Raw genomic sequence first — 20,952 nt, 5'->3', positions numbered from 1 at the left:
GCGCGGGTCATCGCAGCGCCGCCACCGCCTCGAGCGCCGAGGGCTCGCCCGCGACCAGCAGCGCATCGGAAGGGGTGAGCAGCCGGTCTGGATCCGGCACCGGGAGCATCCGGTCCTGGAGCACGTCATGCACGGCGACGACGTGCACGCGGTAACGCTGCGGCAAGGCGAGCACGCGCAGGCTCTTGCCGTACCAGGCCTCCGGCACCGGCATCTCCTGAAGGCCGAACTCCGTTCCCAACTGAACGTACTGCAGGAGCCGTCCACTGGTGATGCGACTGGCCAGGCCCAGTGCGCTCTCCCGCTCCGGGAAGATGCTCTCGGTGGCGCCCAGCGCGTTCGCGATGCGAGCGTGATCGTCCGAGCGGACCTTCACATAGATGTCCTGGATGCCCGTATCCCGCAGAGCGAGCAGCGCGAGGATGCTGGCCGAGAGGTCCTCTCCGGTGGAGACGATGGCCGCGTCCGCGCCACGAGCACCCACCTCTTCCAGCACCTGGCGCTGTGTGGCGTCACCCACCATGGCCTTCGAGACGCGAGAGCCCAGGGCGTCGACCACCGCCGGTCGTGGGTCGATGGCGATGACGTCATGCCCCTGCTCGTGCAGACGCGCGGCGATGACAGCACCGAAGTTGCCCAGCCCTACCACGATGATGCGCTTCATCCGTACTCCTCAACCAACGATGAGGTCCTCTTGCGCGGGGCGCACATGCCGCAGGTGCGTCCGGGCACGCAGGCTGAGGGCCGCGAAGAAGGACAGGGGCCCGAGCCGCCCCACGAACATCAGCCCGATGACCTGCAGCTTGCCCACCACACTCAGGGAGGGCGACACGTCCATGGTCAATCCCACCGTACAAAAGGCGCTGACCACCTCGAAGAACACGGGCAGGAAGCTGGCGCGGGCGGCCTGCACCGACTCCGCGCCATGCCCCTCCGTGAAGCTGAGCACGAAGACGGCAGCGGTCATGACCCCGAAGGCGATGAGGGCCAACGACACGGTGCGCTCGATGGTGCCCTCCGGGATGGCGCGGCCATGCAGCTCGGCATGGCGGCGCCCTCGAATGCGCGTGAAGGCGAGCGCGGCCAGCACCGCCAGCGTCGTCGTCTTCAAGCCTCCCGCGGTGGAGCCAGGGCTGCCTCCCACCACCATCAGCAGGATGGTGAAGAAGCCGCTCGCGTTACTCACCTCGGAGTAGCTCACGCTGTTGAAACCCGCCGTGCGCGCCGTGGCGGACATGAACCAGGCGTTGGCAATCCGGTCCACATACCCCAGGGGCGCCAGCGTCCCTCGCCACTCGAAGAGCGCGAAGAGCGCGGTGCCCCCCACCAGCAAGACCCCGGTGACGAGCAACGCCGCGAAGGTGTGCACGCTCATCCGCCGCGAGCGCTGGTCTCGGCTGCGCCACCAGCGAAGCGCCTCCTCGCTGGACAGGTAGCCCAGACTCCCCAGGATGATGAGGACGGAAATGACCAGGAGCGTGAGCGGCGACCGGTTGAAGCCCACCATCGAATCACTGAACGTGGAGAACCCCGCGTTGCAGAAGGCGCTGACCGAGTGGAAGACGGCGTGCCAGGCAGCCTCCTTCCAGCCGAACCGCGGCAGCCACAGCAGCCACAGCAGCAGCGCCCCCAGCGCTTCCACGCCCAGGGTGAAGCGCGCGACCCGCAGCGTCAGGGACACCACATTCTCCCGGTGCGTGTAGTCAATGGGCGCGCCGACGATGACTTCGCTGCGCAGCGACAACCTCCGGCCCAGCGCGCCGATGACCAGCGTGGTGAGGGTGATGAGCCCCAGCCCGCCCAACTGGATGAAGACGAGCAACCACAGTTGCCCCCAACGGGTGAAGGCCGTCGCCGTGTCCACGACGGAGAGGCCGGTCACGCACACCGCGCTCGTCATGGTGAAGAGCGCGTCGAGGAAGCCCAGTCGCGGGCCTGTATACAGCGCGGGGAGCCAGAGCAACCCCACCGTCCCCACCGCGATGAGGACCGCGAAGGAGAGCGCCAGCAGCATCGCCGGGGAGATGGAGAACCAGCGCAGCCAGAGCCAATGGAAGGGGGCACGAAGAAATGAGTCCACGGGGCAATGCGGACCATGCTCCAGGTCGGGAGTTTCCACCAGTTTCCCACGCGAGAACCCGGGCGGGCAGCGCGGCCCGACCTACCCGCCGCGCCGCTTCGAGGCGCGGCGCCCCCCCGAGGGCGCCGGCTCCTTCGGCAGGTGCCGCAATCCCATCCACCCGAGCGCCGCGACGTGGCTCGCGACATGATCGATGGAGAAGGAACGCCCCTCCTCCGCCCACCACTGCCCCACCTGCGTCACCATGCCCACCAGCGCGTTCGCGTAGATGGGCGCGACCTTGGGGTTGTAGCCGGCATGCACGAACTCGACCTTGAAGATGTCCGCGACCCGCAGCGCCAGGTCGTCGATGACGCGCGTCAGGCCCCGCCTGCCGGCCGCCAGCGGTGAATCGCGCGTCATCACCGCGAAGCCCGCGGGCTCCTCCTTGGCGTACGTCATGAAGGCCAGCACCGCCCGCTCGAACCGCTCGCGAGGCGTGCCCGTGGCGATGCTCTCCGACACACGCGTCACCAGGTCGTCCATCGCCTGGTCCACGATGGCCGCGTAGAGCCCCTCCTTCGCGCCGAAGTGCTCATAGACGATGGGCTTCGACACGCCCGCCTGCTGGGCCACCTCCTCGATGGACGTCGCCTCGTAACCCTTCGAGGCGAACACGCCTCGCCCTACCTCCATCAACTGGATTCGCCGGTCGGCACCCGACAGTCGCTTCTTCGTCGCCACGTTGACCTCTAACCTACCCAACAGTAACTTACTCAACCGGAACCTACCAACTGGTAACCCACCGGTGGAGTTGGAGCCCTACATGTACCCCGCATCTCGCCGAGCCGTCTTGCACGACGCAGCCGCGCACACCCTCCTCGTCACCTTCGAAACGTGGGACCTGCCTTGAGCGTCCAGGTCCCGGAGAAGCCGAAGCTGCGAGGTGTCCTGCATCAGTTCGCCGCCACGGGGGCGCTGGGCGCGGGCCTGGTGCTGGTCTCGATGGCCCCCACCCACCGGGCCGCGGCCGCCGCCGCCGTGTTCGCCGTCAGTCTGGTGGTGTTGTTCACGGTCAGCGCGACGTACCACCGCGTGAACTGGTCCTTGCGCGGGCGGACGTGGATGCGGCGCATGGACCACGCCTCCATCTTCATCCTCATCGCAGGCACCTATACGCCCGTCGCGCTGCTCGGAATCGCCGGTGCCACGGGCGACCGCCTGCTGCTCCTCATCTGGGCGGGCGCGTTCGCCGGAGTCCTCCAGTCGCTGTTCTGGATTCAGGCCCCCAAGGTCGTGACGGCGGCGCTGGCCGTCGCCGTCGGCTGGACACTGGTTCCGTACTTCGATGAAGCGCGGCAGGCCCTCACCGGGAACCAGATGACGCTCATCCTCGCGGGAGGCGTCGCCTACACGGCGGGCGCCATCGCGTATGCCCTGAAGCGGCCGAACCTCCGGCCTGGCGTCTTCGGCTACCACGAGATGTTCCACGCGCTGACACTGGTGGGCGCCGCGCTCCACTTCACCGTCGTCCTGCGGCTCGTCCGCGCAGCGACCGTGTAGGCGGACGAGCACACAGCCCCAGCGGGTCCCTTGACTAGAATCTGGTTCTAGAATCAAATTCTAGCCATGGAGCGCAAACGCCGCAGTGCGACGGGCGAGCAGAGCCGTCGTGCCATCCTGGATGCCGCGCTGGAGTGCTTCTCCCGGCTGGGCTGGGCCGCGACGACCATCGAGGACATCCGCAAGGTCAGCGGCGCCAGCGTGGGCAGCGTCTACCACCACTTCGGTGCGAAGGAAGGCATCGCGGTGGCGCTGTACATCGACTGCCTGCGCCTCCATCAGGAGTCGCTGCGAACACGCCTGGAGAAGAAGCACGACGCGGAAGACTTCGTGCGGGCGGTCGTCACGCACCACATCGCGTGGTCCCGCGAGCACCCCGAGGCCGCCCGCTACCTGCTGCGCATGCGCCGGGAAGAAGCCGTGGCCGCAGCCGGGCCGGAAATCCAATCCGCGACCGGGGACTTCGTCCGCGAGGGCTTCAGTCGGATGAAGGCCTTCGCCCAGGCGGGCGAGCTGCTGGCCCTGCCGCCTTCCGCCTACATGCCGCTGATGCTCGGGCCCGCGCAGGAGCTGCTCCGCGGATGGGCGGGTGGCCACGTCGAGCTCAAACCCGGCATCGAGAAGGTCTTCGCCGATGCCGCATGGAGGTGCCTCCGTCCGGACGCGCCTCCCGCCACTCAAACGCTGTCACACGCCAGGAGGAAGGGCCCATGAACACACTCGTCACGGAAGAGACCGAAGGGTTCGTGCGGAAGCTTGGTCTGAACCGCCCCGAGAAGCGGAACGCGATGAACATCGCGTTCATCGAGCAGCTCTCGGCCGCGTTGGCGCGAGCGGAAGCCGATGAGAGCGTGCGCGTCTGCGTCATCTTCGCCCACGGCTCCATGTTCACCGCGGGGCTCGACCTGATGGACGTGTTCCCCAGGCTCGGGGACGCGCAGACGCTGTTCAGCTCGGCGGGCATCGACCCCTGGGCAACGCACGGGCCCGCGAGGACGAAGCCGCTCATCATCGCGGTGCATGGCAAGTGCCTCACCCTGGGCATCGAGCTGATGCTCGCGGCCGACATCACGGTGGCCTCCGAGGACGCGACCTTCGAGCAGATTGAAATCGACCGCGGCATCTTCCCCTTCGGTGGCGGCACGGCCCGCTGGGTGAGAACCATGGGCTGGGGCAACGCGATGCAGTACCTGCTGACGGGTGATGCGCTCGACGCGCGCGAGGCCCACCGGCTGGGGCTCGTGCAGCGCGTCGTCGCGAGGGACGCGTTGATGGACACCGCGATGGGCCTCGCGAACCGCATCGCGTCGAAGGCGCCCCTCGCCGTCAAGGCGACGCTCGAAAGCGCGAGGACCGCCGTTCTCGAGGGTGAGCGCGCCGCGACGGCAAAGCTCCTGCCCGCGATTCAGCAGCTCGCGACGACGGAGGATGCCCAGGAGGCGATCTCCGCCTACTTCGAGAAGCGGCCCGCGACCTTCCGGGGCCGCTGACCGGGACAGGGACTCGAAACATGCCAGTGCAACCCGAGCTCCTTCGCGGAGACGCCACCGCCTTGTCCGCGTCGGATGGGTTCTCCCTCGGCGCCACCCGCTTCATGGCCACCGCGCCCCTTCGCGGGCGCATCCTTGTCGCGGGCGCGACCGGCGTGCCGCAGACCTTCTATGCGCGCTTCGCGGCGCACGCGGCCCAGCACGGCTTCGAAACGCTGACTTTCGACTACCGAGGCATTGGCCGCTCGAAGTCCGCGTCACTCGTGGGCTTCCAGGCGTCGTTTCTCGACTGGGCGAGGCTTGACCTGGCGGCCGCGGTGGAAGCCATGCCGGACGACGGCCTCCCGCTCTTCGTCATCGCGCATTCGTTCGGAGGCCATGCGCTGGGGCTCATTCCCAACCACCACCGCATCGCGGGCTGCCAGGTGTTCGCGGCGGGCGCGGGATGGCACGGCTGGATGTCTCCCTTCGAGCGTGCCCGCGTCTGGATGCTCTGGAATGTCGTGCTCCCGCCCATCGTGCGTTGGAAGGGATACCTGCCGTGGAGTCTGCTCGGCATGGGCGAAGACCTGCCGCTCGACGTGTACCGGCAGTGGCGCCGCTGGTGCCAGTTCCCCCGGTACTTCCTCGACGACCCGGCCGCGCCGGAGCTGGCGCGGCAGTGCGCGCAGGTCCGCGTCCCCATCGTCGCCGTCAACGCGCTGGACGATGCGTGGGCCCCGCCGAGCTCCCGCGACGCGTTCCTGCTGAACGCCTATCCGCGGGCCACCATCGAGCGCGTGGATGTCGACCCGCGTGAAATGGGCCCCATCGGGCACGTGGGGTACTTCCGGCCCAAGGCGCTCCCACTCTGGGACCGGGCCCTGGCGTGGTTCTCCGAGCGAGGTTCTGGAGCCGAGGCGTTTTCGCAAGGGAGCGCGCGCATTTAGACTCGGCCGGATGAAGCCACGCGAAAGCCCCGCGGCCCTTCTGATTGTCGGCGCACTCGCGGCCGCGCTCGGCTTGAGCATGACGCTCGGGATGATGAAGCCACGGCCGAATCAAGAGGCAGACGCCCCGCATGCCACCGAAGCGGGCAAGGGCAGCCCCCGTCCCTGGAACATTCCACACATCCCCCTGGCCATCCTCGCGCTCGGACTCCTCGGCACCGGCGTGGGGATGGTGTGGCACGGCTTCCGGAATCTCCGGACGAACCGAAGTCTGTTGTCGGAGGGAGTCGCTGTCGTAGGACGCGTCGTTCGCATCCAGCACAAGAAGCAGCGCCGGGACGGCGGCATCTTCATCACCTACCAGTTCGCGGACGAGCACGGCACCACGCACAAAGGCCTCCACAAGGTCTCCGCGTTCGGTGATGCCCTCCTTCACGCGGAGGTGGGCCAGGACGTCACGGTGCTCTACGACGCCCGAGAGCCCACCACGCACATGCTCGACGTGAACGACGTGCGTCCCGTGGACGCCCCACGCCGTCGCCGGCCCGAGGCGTCCTGACGCGGCCCCGGCTCAGACCTGCTCGGCGCGCAGCTTCACGGGATGGTCCTTGAGCCACGCCTGGCAGCGCTCGATGCGCGCGGCGGCGGCCGGCAGGCCCATGCTGAGCAGCAGCGCGCGGTAGGGCTCGAAGGCCTCCGGCGTCCACTCCGTGAGCGCCTTGAGGTCGGCCAGCGCCACCATCTCCTCGGCCGAGCGACCTTCTGCCTCCTTCCGCGCCGTGAGCAGCGCGGCGAGCGTCATCCGCGCGGGCTCCGCCTCGAAGGCGATGGCGGCGTCCATGTACGCCGTCTGGGCGGCTTCATCCGCCGCCGCGTCCTTCGCCTTCTCCCGCAGCCGGTCCAACAGCCCCGCGAGGAAGTCGTCGTCGAGCGCGCCCTTCACCGCCCGCATCAGCGCCGTCACCGCGTCGCGGCGCACCGAGGGCTCCGTGCCCGCGGGCAGGTTCTTCAGCGCCTGCATATGCTCCCAGAGCGCGCAGGTGAGCCACAGCTCCTCCTCGGGCGAGAAGACGGCCGGGGACGTCGAGGCCCGCAGCCACGCCTCCACGCGGGCGGCCCGCTCCTTGGCTTCACGGGCGATGCGCTCGGCCAGCGCGGGGTCTTCCTGAACGTACTTGAGCAGCGCGGCCACGTCGCCGCCCCGGGCCTGCTGGAGGGCCTCCTTCGCCTCGTCGGAGAGGGACTCTTCCTCCAGCCCCTTCACGAGCGTCTCGTACTTCTGGGACAGCTCCTTGTGCCGGGCACTCCATTCACGGAATTGCACGTCGAAGACCACGTCCAGCACGGGGATGTCCTCCGGCCGGGCCTTGCCCATCCGCTTCGAGGCGGAGGCCAGCAGCGCGCCCACGCCAATGGCCCTCCGGTCCTCGGCGGACAGTCCTGGCGTGGACATCTTCGCCATCAGCGCGGCGCCCAGCGACGCCAGGAAGGCCGGCGTCCCCAACTCGCGCACCGTCCCCACCAGCAGCTCCCGCCGGGCCGTGGACGCGTCCTGGTCCGCGTTCTCCGACAGCCGGGCCAGCTCCTTGCCCACGTGCTCGGAGAAGGCCTTCACGTCGAAGCGCAGGCCGGGCACGGGGCCCCAGTCCGTCAGCAGGTCCGCCAGCCGCTCCAGGGCGCCGGACAGCTTGGACACATCGGGGTCACCCAGCACTTCCATGGCCGCCTCGAGGTCGGCCCGCAGGGGCGCGGCCGGGGCGGCGGGAGGCGCGGCGCGAGCCCGGTCTTCGGTGGCATGGCAGACCTTGTACTTCTTGCCACTGCCACAGGGACACGGGTCGTTACGGCCGGGCTTCTTCGAGCTCAAGGGCTACCTCGGGGGGCGCGCCGGACAGGGAGCGTCCGCGACGGCGCTAGGAGTAGGCATCCCCTTGGGCGCGAATCAAGCAGCGCCTGCACGGAAGGCGGAACAAGCCGCACCGCCCCCGGCCGACGAGCGCCACGAGGCGCCCGTGCAGCCCCAGCCCTACTCCTGCGCGTCCCGTCAGGGCACCCCGGGAATGACCACGTTCAATGACGCCTGCGAGACCCTTCCCGTGAGGCGCACGTACCACGTGCCAGGGACGGGACGGTTGACCCGACAGACCCGGCTGCCGAGGGTTCCGGAGACGCGGCAGTCATTCACGGTATCCGTCGGCATCTGGCCCGCGCGAGCCGAGATAAACCCCGTCGTGAATCCCTGACTGAGGAAGACCTCGAGGGCGGGAGCCCCTGGCGGAACGTTGAAACTGAAAACGGGGCCAGGTCCCACGGCATTGTTGATGCCCGCCTGGAAGAACAGGGTCTTGCCCGCCACCGAATCGATCCACTCCTCGTAGGAGGAGACACGGGTGTAGACGCCTGGATAGAGCGGATCGCCACAGCCATGGTCCAAGCTGATAATCCCCGCCAGGACACGCGTCCCGTCCTTGAGGACCGTGAGCGGTCCCCCAGCGTCATTCTGGCACGGGCCCCCACCCGGAACCGCCGCAACGATTTGCGCAGCCGTGGGGCCCATGCCGGGAGGATAGTAAGCCTGCCCCGCGCTGTTGTTGACGACACTGACGTCCAAGGTTCGCAGCCCCGTGGAGGGGGAGCCCTGACTCGGGTAGGCGAGGTACCCATAGCCCGAGATCCGCGCGGTATCGCCGATGTTCGGGAGTCCCGCGAGCCCATCTGCGGCCGAGAGGCGGCTGATGGCCTTTGCGTGTGGACCCCCCAAATCCAGCGGAGCATCCAGGCGGAGCAGCGTGAGGTCGTTCGCCCGGGGGTCATGGACGAAAGCGGGATGGTCGAAAACGTGGGCGACTCCCCGGTGCTGGCCTTCGGTGCCCAGGCGCCAGGGAGAGCCTGCGACCACGGAGACGGGGTCATTGGCATACCCGTAAAAACAATACCCGGCCGTCAGGATCCAGTTCTCGTTGAGGATCACGCCACCACAAAATGTGGCTCCGTTGAGTCGAAGAGAGACTTGCCACGGATTGTCCGCCATGGAGGACGTCAGCGTCCCGCCTACGATGGACTGCTCGCTGGCCGCGACAGGCCCTTCCGAGCGCTCCGTCTCCACGACGTCAGGTCCACATCCGATAGACAGGAACAACGTACTGGCGAGAGACCAATGGACCTTCGCTGCGCTTGAAATCATTTCCAGACTCACTTTGGAGAGGGATGGGCCAAGCCGCTTCTATTCGCAGATAAGCGATTGCGCGGATTGCAATGTCAACCCATCGCTTCCCCATGGCGGACATACGGCTCCGCACCCGTGGAACTGCATTGACGAAGCCGTGCGAATCAATCCACGCCGGCTTCGAAAGCGGCGCGCTCCGAATCCGTGAGCGCCAGCGGTTGGGCATGGCCACTCGCCTGTGCCTCGATGCCCGCCTCCAAAACAGCCTGGACGGCCACGGCCTGGATGGGCGTCACGGGATTGCGTGCGCCTCCCAGCAGGGCATCCCGGATGCCGGCGTAGTACTGCCGATAGTCACCCGCCGATGCGACGGTGGGCGCGCCGTCCTGTGCAGGTGACGAGGCCCCGTGCCAGGCCAGGCCTTCCGGTGGACCGCCCATCACCAGGCGAGGAACCTGCTGATCGCGCCCCACGGTGAGCCACGAGCCTCGTGAGCCATGCACGGCGAAGCGAGGCGTCATCGCCGCGATGAGCATGGAGGCCTGGAGCACCACCCGCCGCCGGGGATAAGCGAGCGTGTACTGGAACCAGTCATCCACGAAGGCGCCTTCTCGCAGCGCCGCGCGGGTGCCGGACACCGCCTCCGGCAACCCGAACAGGTGCAGCGCCTGGTCGACCAGATGCGGCCCCAGGTCGAACCACACGCCCGCGCCTGGAACCACCTGCTCCCGCCACTGCGCGCGGACCTCGGGGCGAAACCGGTCGAAGCGCGACTCGACATGCGCGACGTGGCCCAGCGTCCCTTCCGCCAGCAACGCCTTCAGCGCCTGGAAGTCGGTGTCCCAACGCCGGTTGTGGAACACGGAGAGGAGCAGGCCCCGCGACTCCGCCAGGGCGCGCAACGCGCGGGCTTCTGCCAGGGTGATGGTGAAGGGCTTGTCGACGACGACGTGCTTTCCCGCCTTGAGGGCGGCCTCCGCCAGCGGCGCGTGCAGGTCATTCGCCGTGGCGATGACGACCAGGTCCACGTCGGGGTGCGTCGCCCCGGCCTCATGCGAGTCACAGCGGGTGACGTGCGGCAGCGTCGAGCGCACGGCCTCTTCCTGCCGTGAGGCCACGACCTGGAGCACCAGTCCCTCCACACCTTGAATCAGCGGCGAGTGGATGTGCCTGCCTGCGATGCCGTAGCCCAGCAAGGCCACTCGGAGGGGTGCGCGTCCAGGGGAGGAATAGGCCATGAGGCACCCTACCCTCTGCCCAGGAAAGGGCAACGCCGCCCGGCACACCTCCCAAGACGGCATGACGCGAGGGCAGCAACGAAGAGGGGAAGCTGCCTCATGACGCTCTGCACCACCCCATCTGAGAACGCGTCATCAGGAGCGAGCTTCACTCCATATCGAACCCCACACGCACGAATGGAGTGGCATCAACAGGCCTGTCATCCCGAGCGAAAATCACAAGCAAACACCCCAACAATTCAAGCATCAGAACGAGAGCCGCCCGCCTCGTTCCTTCCAATCCTGAACCTTACCACACCGCGGAAGCTTGCAACTCAAAGCACAAATCCATTGAAGTAGAGAGGAAACCTACCAGCACAAGCCACACATCAACGACTCCCGCCGGACATGGGGTACACATGCGGAGCTACCTAACAAGAGCGAACGACATGCTGACAGGGCTTGCCCGCACGTACAGCGCAAGAACCGCCCCACAGGCTCAGCCCACTATCAACCGTGGCTCGAATCAGGCCGTTACGGGACGCCCCTCTCAAACTCAGGGCACTCAGGCCAGCCAGACACAGACTCCACCTCAGCGTGCGGCGCCCCTGTTCACGAGGGACACGTTCACTCCCGCTGAATCACCAAGTACTGGTAGCACCCCACGAATTTGGAGGGACCCGGTCTCTCCGAGCAGGACCTACAATAGCCAAGACGGAGTGCCGCTCTTCAATCAGGGCGATCCGGCGTGGGGTACGCGTCGGCTGGGAGGGACAGGGCCCGCCGAACGAGGCTCCGATATCCCAAGCATCGGAACCCATGGCTGCGCTATCACTTCAGTGGCCATGGCCCTCAGCCAGTTGAGTGGCCGGACCATCACTCCTCAGCAGATGGATGAGTACCTCGATAACAACAAGGGATACAGTGGCAACAGTGTGTTCTTTCCCAAGACGACTGGCATCTTGGGAGGCTCTCCAGAAATTACCGCTAACAGGCTCGACAACCTCACCATTGCTCAGATCGACCGAGAGCTAGATGAGAAGCGGCCTGTAGCGATTGGCGTGCGCTACGGTGGCACCCAAGGGAGATCTCTAAGTGGCACTCCGGACCATTGGATCACCCTCACCGGAAAGAACGAGGACGGTACGTACAGAGCAAACGACCCGAACGGAGGCGTCCCGATTACGCTGCGGCGCGAGGGTACCAATGGACTGATGATGGCCCCAAGGGAGGGCAGACACCGCAACAGGTCGTACCACTTCCGCAACCACGGGGTGACGTTCACTCCTCCGCCAGTCGCCCCCGCCCGAGGTAGTGACCAGGACGGCTTCGTCGATCGAGCCGTCAGCAGACAGGCCAGGCCCACCATTCGCGCCCAGCCCCCCCAAACGCCGTAGCGCCTATCGGGCACCGCCGCCGCGAACAGCGACGAGACCTTCAGCCAGCGTCGCCCCTTTTGAGCCTTGGTCCGGAGGAACAGCAGAACCCCCTCCGCGTGAACGCTCATCCCAAAGGGCAACGCCGCCCGTCGAGGAGGACGGGCGGCGTCGCGTTGGGGAGCGGGCTTCCGGGGAGGCCCCGCCATCGAGGCATCCACCGCTCCCTTTTCTTCAAACCCAGCTCAGGTGTGGTGGTGCAGGCTCTCCACGAGGTACGGGTCCCCCACCGGTACCATTGGCGTGGAGCGCACAGTCCGCGTCACCGCCAGCGTGAAGAGCGCCGCCATTCCCACGAAGCCGGCCAGCTCGAACACACCCAGGGCCACACCGTCGGGCTGACCACCCGGCACCACCATCAGGTACAGGTCCAACCAGCGACCCACCAGGAGGATGGCCGCCACGCGCAGCAGGTGCGACGGATTGCGCTTCGCGGGCCGAGGCAACAGCAACACGAAGGGCAGCGCCCAGTTGAGGACGACGTTCGCATAGAAGGCCACCGCCCACGTCCCGTGCGTCCGGGTGATGAAGTAGACGGTCTCCTCCGGAATGTTCGCGTACCAGATGAGCAGGTATTGCGAGAACCACAGGTAGGCCCACAACGTGGCGAAGGCAAACATCAGCTTGCCCAAATCGTGTAGATGGCTGGTGTTGAGTTGAGGCAGCGCCCCCGCGCGGTGGAGCAGAATCGCCGCGACCGTCATCGCACACACCGTGGAGCTGAGCAGGCCCGCGAAGTTGTAGAGCGCGTAGATGGTGCTGAACCAGTGCGGCTCCAGGGTCATCAGCCAATCGAACGCGGCCAGGCAGAAGGTCAGCGCGAAGACCACCAGGAACAGCGCCGACACCCTCACGTTGCGCCCCGCCAGCTCCGGCGAGCGCTCCGCGTCCTGCCGCAACGAGATGCGCCGCAACATCCACGTGAAGCCCGTCCACAGCGCCAGCATCACCACCATGCGCACCGCGAAGAACGGCACGTTGAGGAACGCGGCCTTCTCGTGCAGCAGGTGGTCCGTCTCCATGACGCCGGGCTTCGCCCACGGATACAGCGAGGCCACGAAGGGCAACAGCGCCAGGATGGACACCGCGCCCCAGGGCACATAGGCCGCGAAGGCCTCGGGGACGCGCTTGAACACGGTGAACCAGCCCGCGTTCGCCACGTACATCAGCGCCAAGAACACCGCGCCGCCCAGGCCCAGGCAGAGGAAGTAGAAGCCGCTGGTGAGCAGGCTCGCCAGGGCGCGCTCGCGGGCGATGGCCAGCCCCGCCACCAGGATGCCCAGGCCCACGCCGGCCAGCACCTGCGCCGCGCGGTGCACGGCGGGAGGGACCTCGAAGCCGCTCGTCAACGCGGCGGGTTCGTCATGCGTCTCAGCGCTCATGGCACGTCCTTCCGCGCCGTCCGCGCGGGGTCCTGCAAGGTCCGGACGTAGTGGACAATCTTCCACCGGTCCTCCGGCGCCACCTGCGAGCCATGGGGCGGCATCAGCCCCTGCCCGTGGGTGATGATGTGGAACACCTGCCCGTCCGGGAGCTGCTTCGCGCGCTCCGCCAACAACGAGGGCGGCATCGGGAAGCGCGCCGTGACGAGCCCGTCGCCCAACCCTTCCGGGCCGTGACACGGACCGCAGTACCGCGAGAAGGTCACCTTCCCCCGGGCCAGGACCTCCGGCGACGCGGGATAGGGATTCTGGAGCTCCCGCCCTGCCCTCGCAGCCTCCTCCGGCCCCGCTGCAAGGTGCAGCGGCTGGTGCCCTCGCGGAACCGTGCCCTTCACCGGCGCCAGCAGCGTCTTGCCGTCCACGGTGACGGGGTTCGCCGCGAAGGTGTCGTACGGCACGGAGGACACCATGTCCGGTGCGTACTCGAAGTTGGGCCGCGTCTCGTCCTGCTCGCAGCCCACGACGGTCAGACTCAGAACCACCACGCCCAGGTGCAGCCCTCTCACGACGCCACCTCCTCCAGCAGGTCCGTCGCCACCGCGCCGTGGCGGCGCATCAGGTCCTCGGCCGCGTCCAGCTCGGACGGGGCTTCGCGCGGGGCCACCGCGATGGCGAACCGGTCATCCGTGACACGCGGCAGCACCGAGCGCCGGCTCCCCGGGAAGAGCTTCGCGCGCAGCAGGAAGGCCGCGACCGTGGATAGCGCTGCGAACAACACCGTCAGCTCGAAGGACACCGGGATGAACGCGGGGAGCGAATTGAAGGGCTTGCCGCCCACGTTGAGGGGCCAGCTCACCACGCTGGTGTAGAGCTGGAGCGACAGCGCCAGCGTGCACCCCAGCAGCCCACCGCCGAAGCACACCCACGTGAGGCGGCTGGGCTCGAGGCCCATGGCGTCATCCAGGCCGTGCACCGCGTACGGCGTGTACACGTCGTGGAGCACGAAGCCCGCCTCGCGCACCGCCCGGGTGGCGTCCAGCACCTGCGCCTCACTGTCGAAGTAGCCGATGAGAACCGGGGCACTCATACAGGTGCGTCCTTTCGGGTGACGATGGCCAGCGGCACCGCCGCGACGGGCCGGTGGGCCACGGGGTGCGGCTCCTCGGCGACCGGCTTCGCGGGCGAGTGCGGTGGCGCGGCATGACCGTCGCGAGCGAAGCCCAGCACGCTCTTCACCTCGCCGATGGAGATGATGGGCAGCACGCGGACGAAGAGCAGGAACAGCGTGAAGAAGAGGCCGAACGTCCCGATGAAGGTGCCCACCTCCACCATCGTCGGCGTGTACATGGCCCAGCTCGACGGCAGGAAGTCGCGGTGGAGGCTCGTGACGATGATGACAAAGCGCTCGAACCACATGCCCACGTTGATGACCAACGACAGGACGAAGATGGCCGCGGGCGAGGTGCGAATCTTCTTGAACCAGAAGAGGTGCGGCGACACCACGTTGCACGTCACCATGATCCAATACGCCCAGGCGTAGGGCCCGAAGGCGCGGTTCATGAAGGCGAAGCGCTCGTAGGGGTTGCCCGAGTACCAGGCGATGAAGAACTCCGTCGCGTACGCCAGCGACACCAGCCCACCCGTGACGATGATGATTTTCGTCATGTTCTCCAGGTGGCGCAGGGTGATGAGGTGCTCGTAGCCCAGCACCACGCGGGTGATGATCATCAGCGTCAGCACCATGGCGAAGCCGCTGAACACCGCGCCCGCGACGAAGTACGGCGGGAAGATGGTGGTGTGCCAGCCGGGGATGACCGACGTGGCGAAGTCCATGGAGACGATGGTGTGCACGCTGAGCACCAGCGGCGTGGCCAGCCCCGCGAGCAGCAGGTACACCGTCTCGTAGCGGCTCCACGTCCGGTGCGAGCCCGTCCACCCCAGCGACATCACCTTGAAGACGGCCTTGCGAATCCCCGCCTTCGCCCTGTCGCGCACGGTGGCCAGGTCCGGAATCAGGCCCACGTACCAGAACACCGCCGACACGGTGAAATACGTGGAGATGGCGAACACGTCCCACAAGAGCGGCGAGCGGAAGTTCACCCACAGGCTGCCGCGGTCGTTCGGATACGGCAGCACCCAGAAGGCCAGCCAGGGCCGCCCCATGTGGATGACGGGGAAGAGCGCCGCGCACATCACGGCGAACAGCGTCATCGCCTCCGCCGCGCGGTTGATGCTGGTGCGCCACTTCTGACGGAAGAGGAAGAGGATGGCGGAGATGAGCGTGCCGGCGTGGCCAATGCCCACCCAGAACACGAAGTTGGTGATGTCGAAGGCCCAGCCAATCGTCTTGTTGAGGCCCCACACGCCGATGCCCGTCGCCACCTGGTAGCCGACGATGCCGGCGCCCGTGCCAAGCACGGCCACCGCGATGCCGAAGGCCACCCACCACTTCCACGTGGGAGGCCGCTCCATGGGGGCGCAGATTTCCTCGGTGAGCTGGCCCAGGGTGCGCGGCTCGGTGACGAGCGGCACGCGCAGCGAGGACAGATGTTGATGGCTCATGTGCCGCTTCCCGATCCGGTGTTCCGAATCTTCGTGAGGTAGGTGATGGACGACCCGATGTTCAGCTCCTCGAGCAACCGGAACGCCCGTCCGTCCTTCGCGAGCCGCGCCACCTGACTGTCAGGGTCATTCACGTCACCGAAGTGGATGGCCTTCGCGGGGCAGCTCTGCTGACACGCCGTCTGGATTTCACCGTCGCGCAGCGGGCGGCCCTCGCGGTTCGCCACGGCCTTGGTCTCCTGGATGCGCTGCACGCACAGCGAGCACTTCTCCATGACGCCCCGGCTGCGCACCACCACGTCCGGGTTGAGGACCATCCGCTCCAGCGGCTCGTCGTGCGGGTAGTCGAACCAGTTGAAGCGGCGGACCTTGGTGGGGCAGTTGTTCGCGCAGTACCGCGTCCCCACGCAGCGGTTGTAGACCTGCTGGTTGAGCCCCTCGCTGGAGTGCACCGTGGCCAGCACCGGGCACACCGTCTCGCACGGCGCGTTCTCGCAGTGCTGGCACATCATCGGCTGGTGGACGACCTGGGGATTGGCCTCGTCGCCCTGGTAGTACCGGTCGATGCGCATCCAGTGCATCTCGCGCCGACGCAGCACCTCGTCGCGGCCCACGCTGGGGATGTTGTTCTCCGCCTGGCACGACACGACGCAGGCCGAGCACCCCGTGCACGCGCTCAGGTCCACCGCCATCGCCCAGCGGTGACCGTTGTACTCATGGCCGGACCACATGGAGAGCGAGTGCCCTCCCCCACCGTGGCCCGCCTGCACCTCGTTGCCCGCGCGCGGGTTGGCCAGGAACGCGGCCAGCTCCGCCTCTCGCACGTGCGGGCGTCCCTCCAGCCGGTGATGCGTCTGCGTGAGCGCCAGCGGCTGCTGCTCACCCGTGGCCGCCACCGTGACGCCTGGCACCGCGTGGCGCGCGCGCCCTTCTCTCACCGCCGTCAGCGGGTACACGTTGACGCCAATGCTGTTCGCCACGCGGCCCGCGTGCGTGCGGCCATAGCCCACCGGCACCGCGATGACGGAGGGATGCGTCCCCGCTTGAACCAGCACGGGCACCGACACCGTCTTGCCGCCCGCCACCACCTTCACCACGTCGCCGTCCTTCAGCCCCAGCGCCTTCGCGCGGGCCGGAGCGATGCACGCGGGGTTGCCCCACGTCGCCTTGGTGATGGGGTCCGCCACCTCCTGGAGCCAGCCGTTGTTGGCCGGAGCGCCGTCGCGCACCGCCACCGTGGGGTACAACACCAGCTCCCACTCCCCGGGAGGCCGGGCCACGCCCTTCCACGCCTTCGCGAGCCCCTCCTCCTGGAAGGCAGGCGCCTCTGTCCTTGCGACAGGCAGCGACACAACGCCCCGGCGGAGGGCGTCGTCCCAGAAGGCGCTGAAGGCCACCACGCCCGCGAGGGTGAAGACCTCCGCCTCCCAGCGCGCGCGCAGGAAGTCGTAGTGCGGCTGGGGCGCCCCCGCCCACTGGAGCAGGGATTCCACCGCGCCGCGCGTCTCGTGCAGCGGTGCCACCGCGGGCTGGCGCAGGGATACGACACCTCGGCGCACTTCGGCGTCACCCCAGGACTCGAGCGCCGTGGGCTCCGGCGCGTGGAGGCCCACGTGGACGGCCGTCTCGTCGCGCCGGTCGCTGGTGGACAGGGTGAGCGGCACCTTCGTCAGCAGCGCGGCGAGCTCCTCCCCCCGAGGGTCCGTGTAGACGGGATTGGCGCCAAGAAAGAGCACCACCCCCACCGAGCCCGCGCGCAACTCCGTCAACAGCGCATCCAACGACAGCGCGTCCGCGTCCAGCACCGTGCCGTCCGACAGCGACACCGTGCGCCCCTCGTTGCCCAGCAGCGCGTTGGCGGTGTTCACCAGCACCTGCGTGGCCACGTCATCCCCGCCCGCCACCACCAGGGCGCCCTGCCGCTGCGCCCAGAGCGCCTCCGCCAGTTCCTCCTTCGCGGCCTCGTCCAGCGTGAGCGGCGGAACCGAAGGCAGGCCGGGTAGCTCGCGCCCCGCCTTCACCGCCAATCGGCGCACCAGGTCCGCCAACACGAGCGGCAGCTCGGACGGCGCCACCACGAAGCGGCGGTCCGCTGCGGCGCCCGTGAGCGTCATCATCGGCTCGACCTGGTAGTGCCGCGCCATCTTCCGCTGGCCGGCCGCGTCGCGGGCCTCCGTGTACTGGCGGGTGAAGGCCACGGGCGACACCCACGTGCCCAGGAAGTCCGCGCCGAAGCTGGCGATGACAGTGGCCTTGTCGAAGCGGTAGTCCGGGACGGCGTGAATGCCGTGCGTGATTCGGTGGGCCTCCGCGATGGAGGACAGCTCACCCAGCGGTTCATCGCGCACGGTGCGCGCGGTGGGATACGCGGCGAGGAAGCGCTTCACGGCCGATTCCGCGGTAGGCCCCAGATGCCACGGGAGCACCACGCGGATGCCCTGCCCCGCCTCGCTCGCTTTGCTCAGTGCCTGCGTGACGTCCGCGTCCAGCTCCGTCCAGGACACGCGCTTCGCGTCCCGCGTGGGGAAGCGGGCGCGGCTCGCGTCGTAGAGCGACAGCACGGAGGCCTGCCCCACCGAGCACACGCCGCCTCTCGACACGGGGTGTTCGTCGTTGCCCTCCACCTTGATGGGGCGGCCGTCGCGCGTCTTGAGCAACAGGCCACAGCGCGCGCTGCACCCGTTGCACGTGGACGCGTACCAGAGCGCCAGCCCGGGGGTGACTTCGTCGGGCCTCGCCACGTAGGGGATGATTTTCTGAACCGGGGCGCGCTGGCAGGCAACCATGGCCGCCGCGGCGCTCAGGCCCATCAGCTTGAAGAAGTCGCGGCGGCTGTTCGCATCCGGCGGCGTGGCGGCGACGCCCACGGGCAGCGGCTCCGCGAATTCGTCCTGCGCCTGGGTGAGGAAGCCCGGGTCGCTCGCGCGCTCGGCCAGGCTCTGCCAGTACTTGGGAAGTGGGTCGGACATGGGTGGGACTCCTCAGCGGTGGCAGCTCGAGCAGTCCGTGGGGGGCTGCAGGACTCGGGGGGCCTTCAACGGCTCCGGGGCGGGCACGCCGGATGACACGGCCAGCAGCTCGCCCGACCGGGGCGCGGAGGGCGACGGGGCCGACACCTGCTTCGCCGCCGTCTCGCGGTGGCAGTCCAGGCACCAACCCATCGTCATGGGCTCCTTCTGCTCCACGCGCACCATCTCCTGCACGGGCCCGTGGCAGCTCTGGCACTCCAGGCCCGCGCCCACGTGGCTGGCGTGGTTGAAGTACGCATGGTCCGGCAGGCGGTGGATGCGCACCCACGCGAGCGGCGTGTTCTCCGCCACCGCGGCGGCCACCTTCTTGATTTCAGGTGAGTCTGTCTTCACTTGCGTGTGGCAGTTCATGCACACGGTGGTGGAGGGCACGCCGGCGTGGCGGCTCTTCTCCGCGCCGACGTGGCAGTACTGGCAATCCAGGCCGTACTGACCGGCGTGGACGGCGTGCGAGAAAGCCACGGGCTGCTCGGGCATGTAGCCCTGCTGGCTGTTCACGGGACCGCTGCACCCCGCGAGGGAGAGCGCGGCCAGGGAGCCCATCCAACCAGCGGCGAGGGCACGGCACGGGATGCGAGTCGAGGCGTCTTTCATGACGGGTGCGCCGCCGCTTCAGCCGGCGGTCTCCTCCCGGGGCGTGACGAGCAAGGGCGCGGCGATGGGCTGCGCGCGGATGAAGGGAGCCAGCGCCAGCAGCACCATTCCGAACAAGGTGTGCAGTTGGACGATGAAGGGCGCCTGCGCCAGCAGCGTCGCGTCCGGCTGGAAGGCGAACACCGACCGCAGGTACGGCACCACCACGTGGACGTACCAGGCCGAGCCCCAGCGCAGCGACACGGCCAGGAAGACACCGGAGAGGGCTTGCAGGAGGAGCAGCCCCAACAGCCCGGCGGCCCCCCACTGCCCTTCCCGCGCCCGGCGCAGCGTCAGGCCCGCGAGCCCCCACGTGAGCAACAGTCCACCGATGAGGCTCACCGCCTCCAGGGTGAAGAGCCGTCCTGGCGACGCGTTGAAGGCCTGCATCACCCGGGGCGCCAACAGCCCCAACGCGTGGTTCAGGGCCACGATGGCGGCCCCACCGACGACGGCCCGTCCCGAGGACGTCCAGGGCGCGACCGGGGCGGGACTGGACGCGGGCGCGCGCGACAGCCACCGCCGCGCCACACCCGCCACGGCCACGCCGGCCGCCACGTAGGGGACGACGGTGAAGAAGGTATCGCTCACGACAGACCTCGCTTCGACGCCGCGCCGAAGGCAACGCCCATGAACCCGAGCACCGCCAGCGCACCGACGAGCCCCAGGTAGAAGAAGTCCCGGTCCGCGCGAGGCTTGCTGCCGTCACGCGACGCGTCCGCGAGGAAGGCCTTGAGGGCGTACTGCTCCTCCTCCTCCAGCGGCGCCTTCGCGTACAGCGCGCCCATCATCGGCGTGTCCAGCTTCGCCAGCGCGGGCCGCACGCCCCGCTCGCCCAGGCGGGCGAAGGTGAAGGTGAGGTTGGGCCCCAGCGTGCCACCGCCGGCCACCCCCACCCCTCGTACGTCATGACAGCCGAAGCAGGCGGGGCCGCCCTTGGCCAGGGCCTCCGTGCCCTCGAACAGACGACGGCCCCGGGCAATCTCCTCGGGCGTCGCGTCCGTCCCCATCTTCGCCGCGGGCGACGGCTTGCAACCGCCCAGCCCCTTCTGCGTGCAGTCGCGGAAGAAGGCGTAGAGGGCGGCGCGCTCCTCCGGCGAGAGCTGCTGGTCCGGCATGCGGATGCCGTTGAACCGCGCCAGCAGCTCGGTGGCCACCGCGTCACCTGAGTCGATGACCTCGCCCGGGCTGGTGATGAAGCGCGTCACCCACGCTTCGTCGCGCCGCTCCATCACCCCGTGCAGGTCCGGGCCCACGCGGTCGCCCTCGCCCACCGTGTGGCAGGTGGCGCAGCGCTGCGTGAAGAGCGTGGCGCCTCGAGCCGCGCCCTGCGCCGCCGCCTCGGGCGCCGTCAGCGCCGCCAGCAGCGGGATGATGGGGACGAACCGCCGAGCACCTCGCGGTCGTCCCTCCTGGGCGTGTGTCCGCATCGCCGCGTGCCCCTCCTCGAAGGGAGGCCGGGCTCACTGCCCGGCACGCTCGACAC

20 protein-coding genes are annotated in these 20,952 nt (G+C 68.5%); 6 read left to right on the top strand and 14 right to left on the bottom strand.

Annotated elements, in window-relative coordinates; all coding sequences use genetic code 11:
* Positions 1 to 7 precede the first annotated feature (7 nt).
* The 3 genes from A176_RS06765 to A176_RS06755 all read right to left on the bottom strand — a co-directional run bounded on the left by A176_RS06765 (position 8) and on the right by A176_RS06755 (position 2,803).
* Entirely contained in the window at positions 8 to 664 is a 657-nt protein-coding gene (locus A176_RS06765; protein WP_002634296.1) for a potassium channel family protein, read from the bottom strand.
* A 9-nt stretch (positions 665 to 673) separates the two neighbouring features.
* Positions 674 to 2,080, bottom strand: a complete 1,407-nt coding sequence (locus A176_RS06760) for a TrkH family potassium uptake protein (RefSeq protein ID WP_044889558.1) — start codon at positions 2,078 to 2,080, stop codon at positions 674 to 676.
* A gap of 81 nt (positions 2,081 to 2,161) precedes the next feature.
* Positions 2,162 to 2,803 carry a TetR/AcrR family transcriptional regulator gene (locus A176_RS06755; RefSeq protein ID WP_021781083.1) on the bottom strand — a complete coding sequence of 214 codons (642 nt, stop codon included), beginning with the start codon at positions 2,801 to 2,803 and terminating at the stop codon, positions 2,162 to 2,164.
* A 165-nt stretch (positions 2,804 to 2,968) separates the two neighbouring features.
* On the opposite strand from A176_RS06755, the gene trhA reads away from it, so the two are divergent.
* The 5 genes from trhA (at position 2,969) to A176_RS06730 (ending at position 6,600) form a co-directional block, all read left to right on the top strand.
* The gene (trhA, locus tag A176_RS06750; RefSeq protein WP_082282696.1) at positions 2,969 to 3,622 is read left to right on the top strand and encodes a PAQR family membrane homeostasis protein TrhA; all 654 of its coding nucleotides are present in this window, start codon (positions 2,969 to 2,971) and stop codon (positions 3,620 to 3,622) included.
* A gap of 66 nt (positions 3,623 to 3,688) precedes the next feature.
* Complete coding sequence (locus A176_RS06745) at positions 3,689 to 4,336, top strand: TetR/AcrR family transcriptional regulator (RefSeq protein ID WP_002634300.1); 648 nt, start codon at positions 3,689 to 3,691, stop codon at positions 4,334 to 4,336.
* On the top strand, positions 4,333 to 5,112 hold the full coding sequence (locus A176_RS06740) for a crotonase/enoyl-CoA hydratase family protein (RefSeq protein WP_002634301.1): 780 nt from the start codon (positions 4,333 to 4,335) through the stop codon (positions 5,110 to 5,112). The genes A176_RS06745 and A176_RS06740 overlap by 4 nt, the downstream gene beginning before the upstream one ends.
* A gap of 20 nt (positions 5,113 to 5,132) precedes the next feature.
* Positions 5,133 to 6,041, top strand: a complete 909-nt coding sequence (locus tag A176_RS06735) for an alpha/beta hydrolase family protein (RefSeq protein WP_044889560.1) — start codon at positions 5,133 to 5,135, stop codon at positions 6,039 to 6,041.
* Positions 6,042 to 6,051: 10 nt separating this feature from the next.
* Positions 6,052 to 6,600, top strand: a complete 549-nt coding sequence (locus tag A176_RS06730) for a DUF3592 domain-containing protein (RefSeq protein ID WP_002634303.1) — start codon at positions 6,052 to 6,054, stop codon at positions 6,598 to 6,600.
* Positions 6,601 to 6,612: 12 nt separating this feature from the next.
* Here A176_RS06730 and A176_RS06725 read toward each other — a convergent pair whose 3' ends face one another.
* From A176_RS06725 to A176_RS06715, 3 genes are all read right to left on the bottom strand, one after another.
* A complete protein-coding gene (locus A176_RS06725) occupies positions 6,613 to 7,908 on the bottom strand; it encodes a YecA family protein (RefSeq protein WP_002634304.1) in 1,296 nt (431 codons plus the stop codon).
* Positions 7,909 to 8,085: 177 nt separating this feature from the next.
* Complete coding sequence (locus A176_RS06720; RefSeq protein ID WP_049872242.1) at positions 8,086 to 9,147, bottom strand: trypsin-like serine protease; 1,062 nt, start codon at positions 9,145 to 9,147, stop codon at positions 8,086 to 8,088.
* Positions 9,148 to 9,371: 224 nt separating this feature from the next.
* Complete coding sequence (locus A176_RS06715) at positions 9,372 to 10,445, bottom strand: oxidoreductase (RefSeq protein ID WP_044889561.1); 1,074 nt, start codon at positions 10,443 to 10,445, stop codon at positions 9,372 to 9,374.
* A gap of 398 nt (positions 10,446 to 10,843) precedes the next feature.
* On the opposite strand from A176_RS06715, the gene A176_RS41140 reads away from it, so the two are divergent.
* The gene (locus A176_RS41140) at positions 10,844 to 11,821 is read left to right on the top strand and encodes a C39 family peptidase (RefSeq protein WP_082282695.1); all 978 of its coding nucleotides are present in this window, start codon (positions 10,844 to 10,846) and stop codon (positions 11,819 to 11,821) included.
* A 224-nt stretch (positions 11,822 to 12,045) separates the two neighbouring features.
* Here A176_RS41140 and A176_RS06710 read toward each other — a convergent pair whose 3' ends face one another.
* From A176_RS06710 to A176_RS06675, 8 genes are read right to left on the bottom strand one after another with little or no spacing between them, the layout of a single operon-like run.
* On the bottom strand, positions 12,046 to 13,242 hold the full coding sequence (locus tag A176_RS06710) for a hypothetical protein (RefSeq protein WP_002634306.1): 1,197 nt from the start codon (positions 13,240 to 13,242) through the stop codon (positions 12,046 to 12,048).
* A complete protein-coding gene (locus tag A176_RS06705; RefSeq protein ID WP_002634307.1) occupies positions 13,239 to 13,808 on the bottom strand; it encodes a c-type cytochrome in 570 nt (189 codons plus the stop codon). Before A176_RS06705 ends, A176_RS06710 begins: the two co-directional genes overlap by 4 nt.
* A complete protein-coding gene (locus A176_RS06700; RefSeq protein ID WP_002634308.1) occupies positions 13,805 to 14,329 on the bottom strand; it encodes a DUF3341 domain-containing protein in 525 nt (174 codons plus the stop codon). Before A176_RS06700 ends, A176_RS06705 begins: the two co-directional genes overlap by 4 nt.
* On the bottom strand, positions 14,326 to 15,804 hold the full coding sequence (nrfD, locus tag A176_RS06695; protein WP_002634309.1) for an NrfD/PsrC family molybdoenzyme membrane anchor subunit: 1,479 nt from the start codon (positions 15,802 to 15,804) through the stop codon (positions 14,326 to 14,328). The genes A176_RS06700 and nrfD overlap by 4 nt, the downstream gene beginning before the upstream one ends.
* A complete protein-coding gene (locus A176_RS40860; protein ID WP_002634310.1) occupies positions 15,801 to 18,773 on the bottom strand; it encodes a TAT-variant-translocated molybdopterin oxidoreductase in 2,973 nt (990 codons plus the stop codon). Before A176_RS40860 ends, nrfD begins: the two co-directional genes overlap by 4 nt.
* 12 nt (positions 18,774 to 18,785) lie before the next feature.
* Positions 18,786 to 19,427 (bottom strand): cytochrome c3 family protein, encoded by a 642-nt coding sequence (locus A176_RS06685; RefSeq protein ID WP_044889562.1) that lies wholly within the window; start codon positions 19,425 to 19,427, stop codon positions 18,786 to 18,788.
* Between the two features lie 18 nt (positions 19,428 to 19,445).
* A complete protein-coding gene (locus tag A176_RS06680; protein ID WP_002634312.1) occupies positions 19,446 to 20,057 on the bottom strand; it encodes a respiratory nitrate reductase subunit gamma in 612 nt (203 codons plus the stop codon).
* Positions 20,054 to 20,896, bottom strand: a complete 843-nt coding sequence (locus A176_RS06675) for a c-type cytochrome (protein ID WP_002634313.1) — start codon at positions 20,894 to 20,896, stop codon at positions 20,054 to 20,056. The genes A176_RS06680 and A176_RS06675 overlap by 4 nt, the downstream gene beginning before the upstream one ends.
* Between the last annotated feature and the right edge of the window lie 56 nt (positions 20,897 to 20,952).

Origin of the sequence: Myxococcus hansupus, from assembly GCF_000280925.3 — a bacterium.
GTDB classification, from domain to species: Bacteria; Myxococcota; Myxococcia; order Myxococcales; family Myxococcaceae; genus Myxococcus; species Myxococcus hansupus.
Note: the sequence above shows the minus strand (reverse complement) of the source record. Positions and strands in the feature narration are given on the sequence as shown.

Bases quoted from the DNA above. Each gene is read 5' to 3' on its own strand.
- A176_RS06735 (WP_044889560.1), top strand. From the start codon at position 5,133: ATGCCAGTGCAACCCGAGCTCCTTCGCGGAGACGCCACCGCCTTGTCC.
- A176_RS06740 (WP_002634301.1), top strand. From the start codon at position 4,333: ATGAACACACTCGTCACGGAAGAGACCGAAGGGTTCGTGCGGAAGCTT.
- A176_RS06745 (WP_002634300.1), top strand. From the start codon at position 3,689: ATGGAGCGCAAACGCCGCAGTGCGACGGGCGAGCAGAGCCGTCGTGCC.
- A176_RS41140 (WP_082282695.1), top strand. From the start codon at position 10,844: ATGCGGAGCTACCTAACAAGAGCGAACGACATGCTGACAGGGCTTGCC.
- A176_RS06710 (WP_002634306.1), bottom strand. From the start codon at position 13,242: ATGAGCGCTGAGACGCATGACGAACCCGCCGCGTTGACGAGCGGCTTC.
- nrfD (WP_002634309.1), bottom strand. From the start codon at position 15,804: ATGAGCCATCAACATCTGTCCTCGCTGCGCGTGCCGCTCGTCACCGAG.
- A176_RS06765 (WP_002634296.1), bottom strand. From the start codon at position 664: ATGAAGCGCATCATCGTGGTAGGGCTGGGCAACTTCGGTGCTGTCATC.
- A176_RS06715 (WP_044889561.1), bottom strand. From the start codon at position 10,445: ATGGCCTATTCCTCCCCTGGACGCGCACCCCTCCGAGTGGCCTTGCTG.
- A176_RS06685 (WP_044889562.1), bottom strand. From the start codon at position 19,427: ATGAAAGACGCCTCGACTCGCATCCCGTGCCGTGCCCTCGCCGCTGGT.
- A176_RS06730 (WP_002634303.1), top strand. From the start codon at position 6,052: ATGAAGCCACGCGAAAGCCCCGCGGCCCTTCTGATTGTCGGCGCACTC.
- A176_RS06700 (WP_002634308.1), bottom strand. From the start codon at position 14,329: ATGAGTGCCCCGGTTCTCATCGGCTACTTCGACAGTGAGGCGCAGGTG.
- A176_RS40860 (WP_002634310.1), bottom strand. From the start codon at position 18,773: ATGTCCGACCCACTTCCCAAGTACTGGCAGAGCCTGGCCGAGCGCGCG.
- A176_RS06675 (WP_002634313.1), bottom strand. From the start codon at position 20,896: ATGCGGACACACGCCCAGGAGGGACGACCGCGAGGTGCTCGGCGGTTC.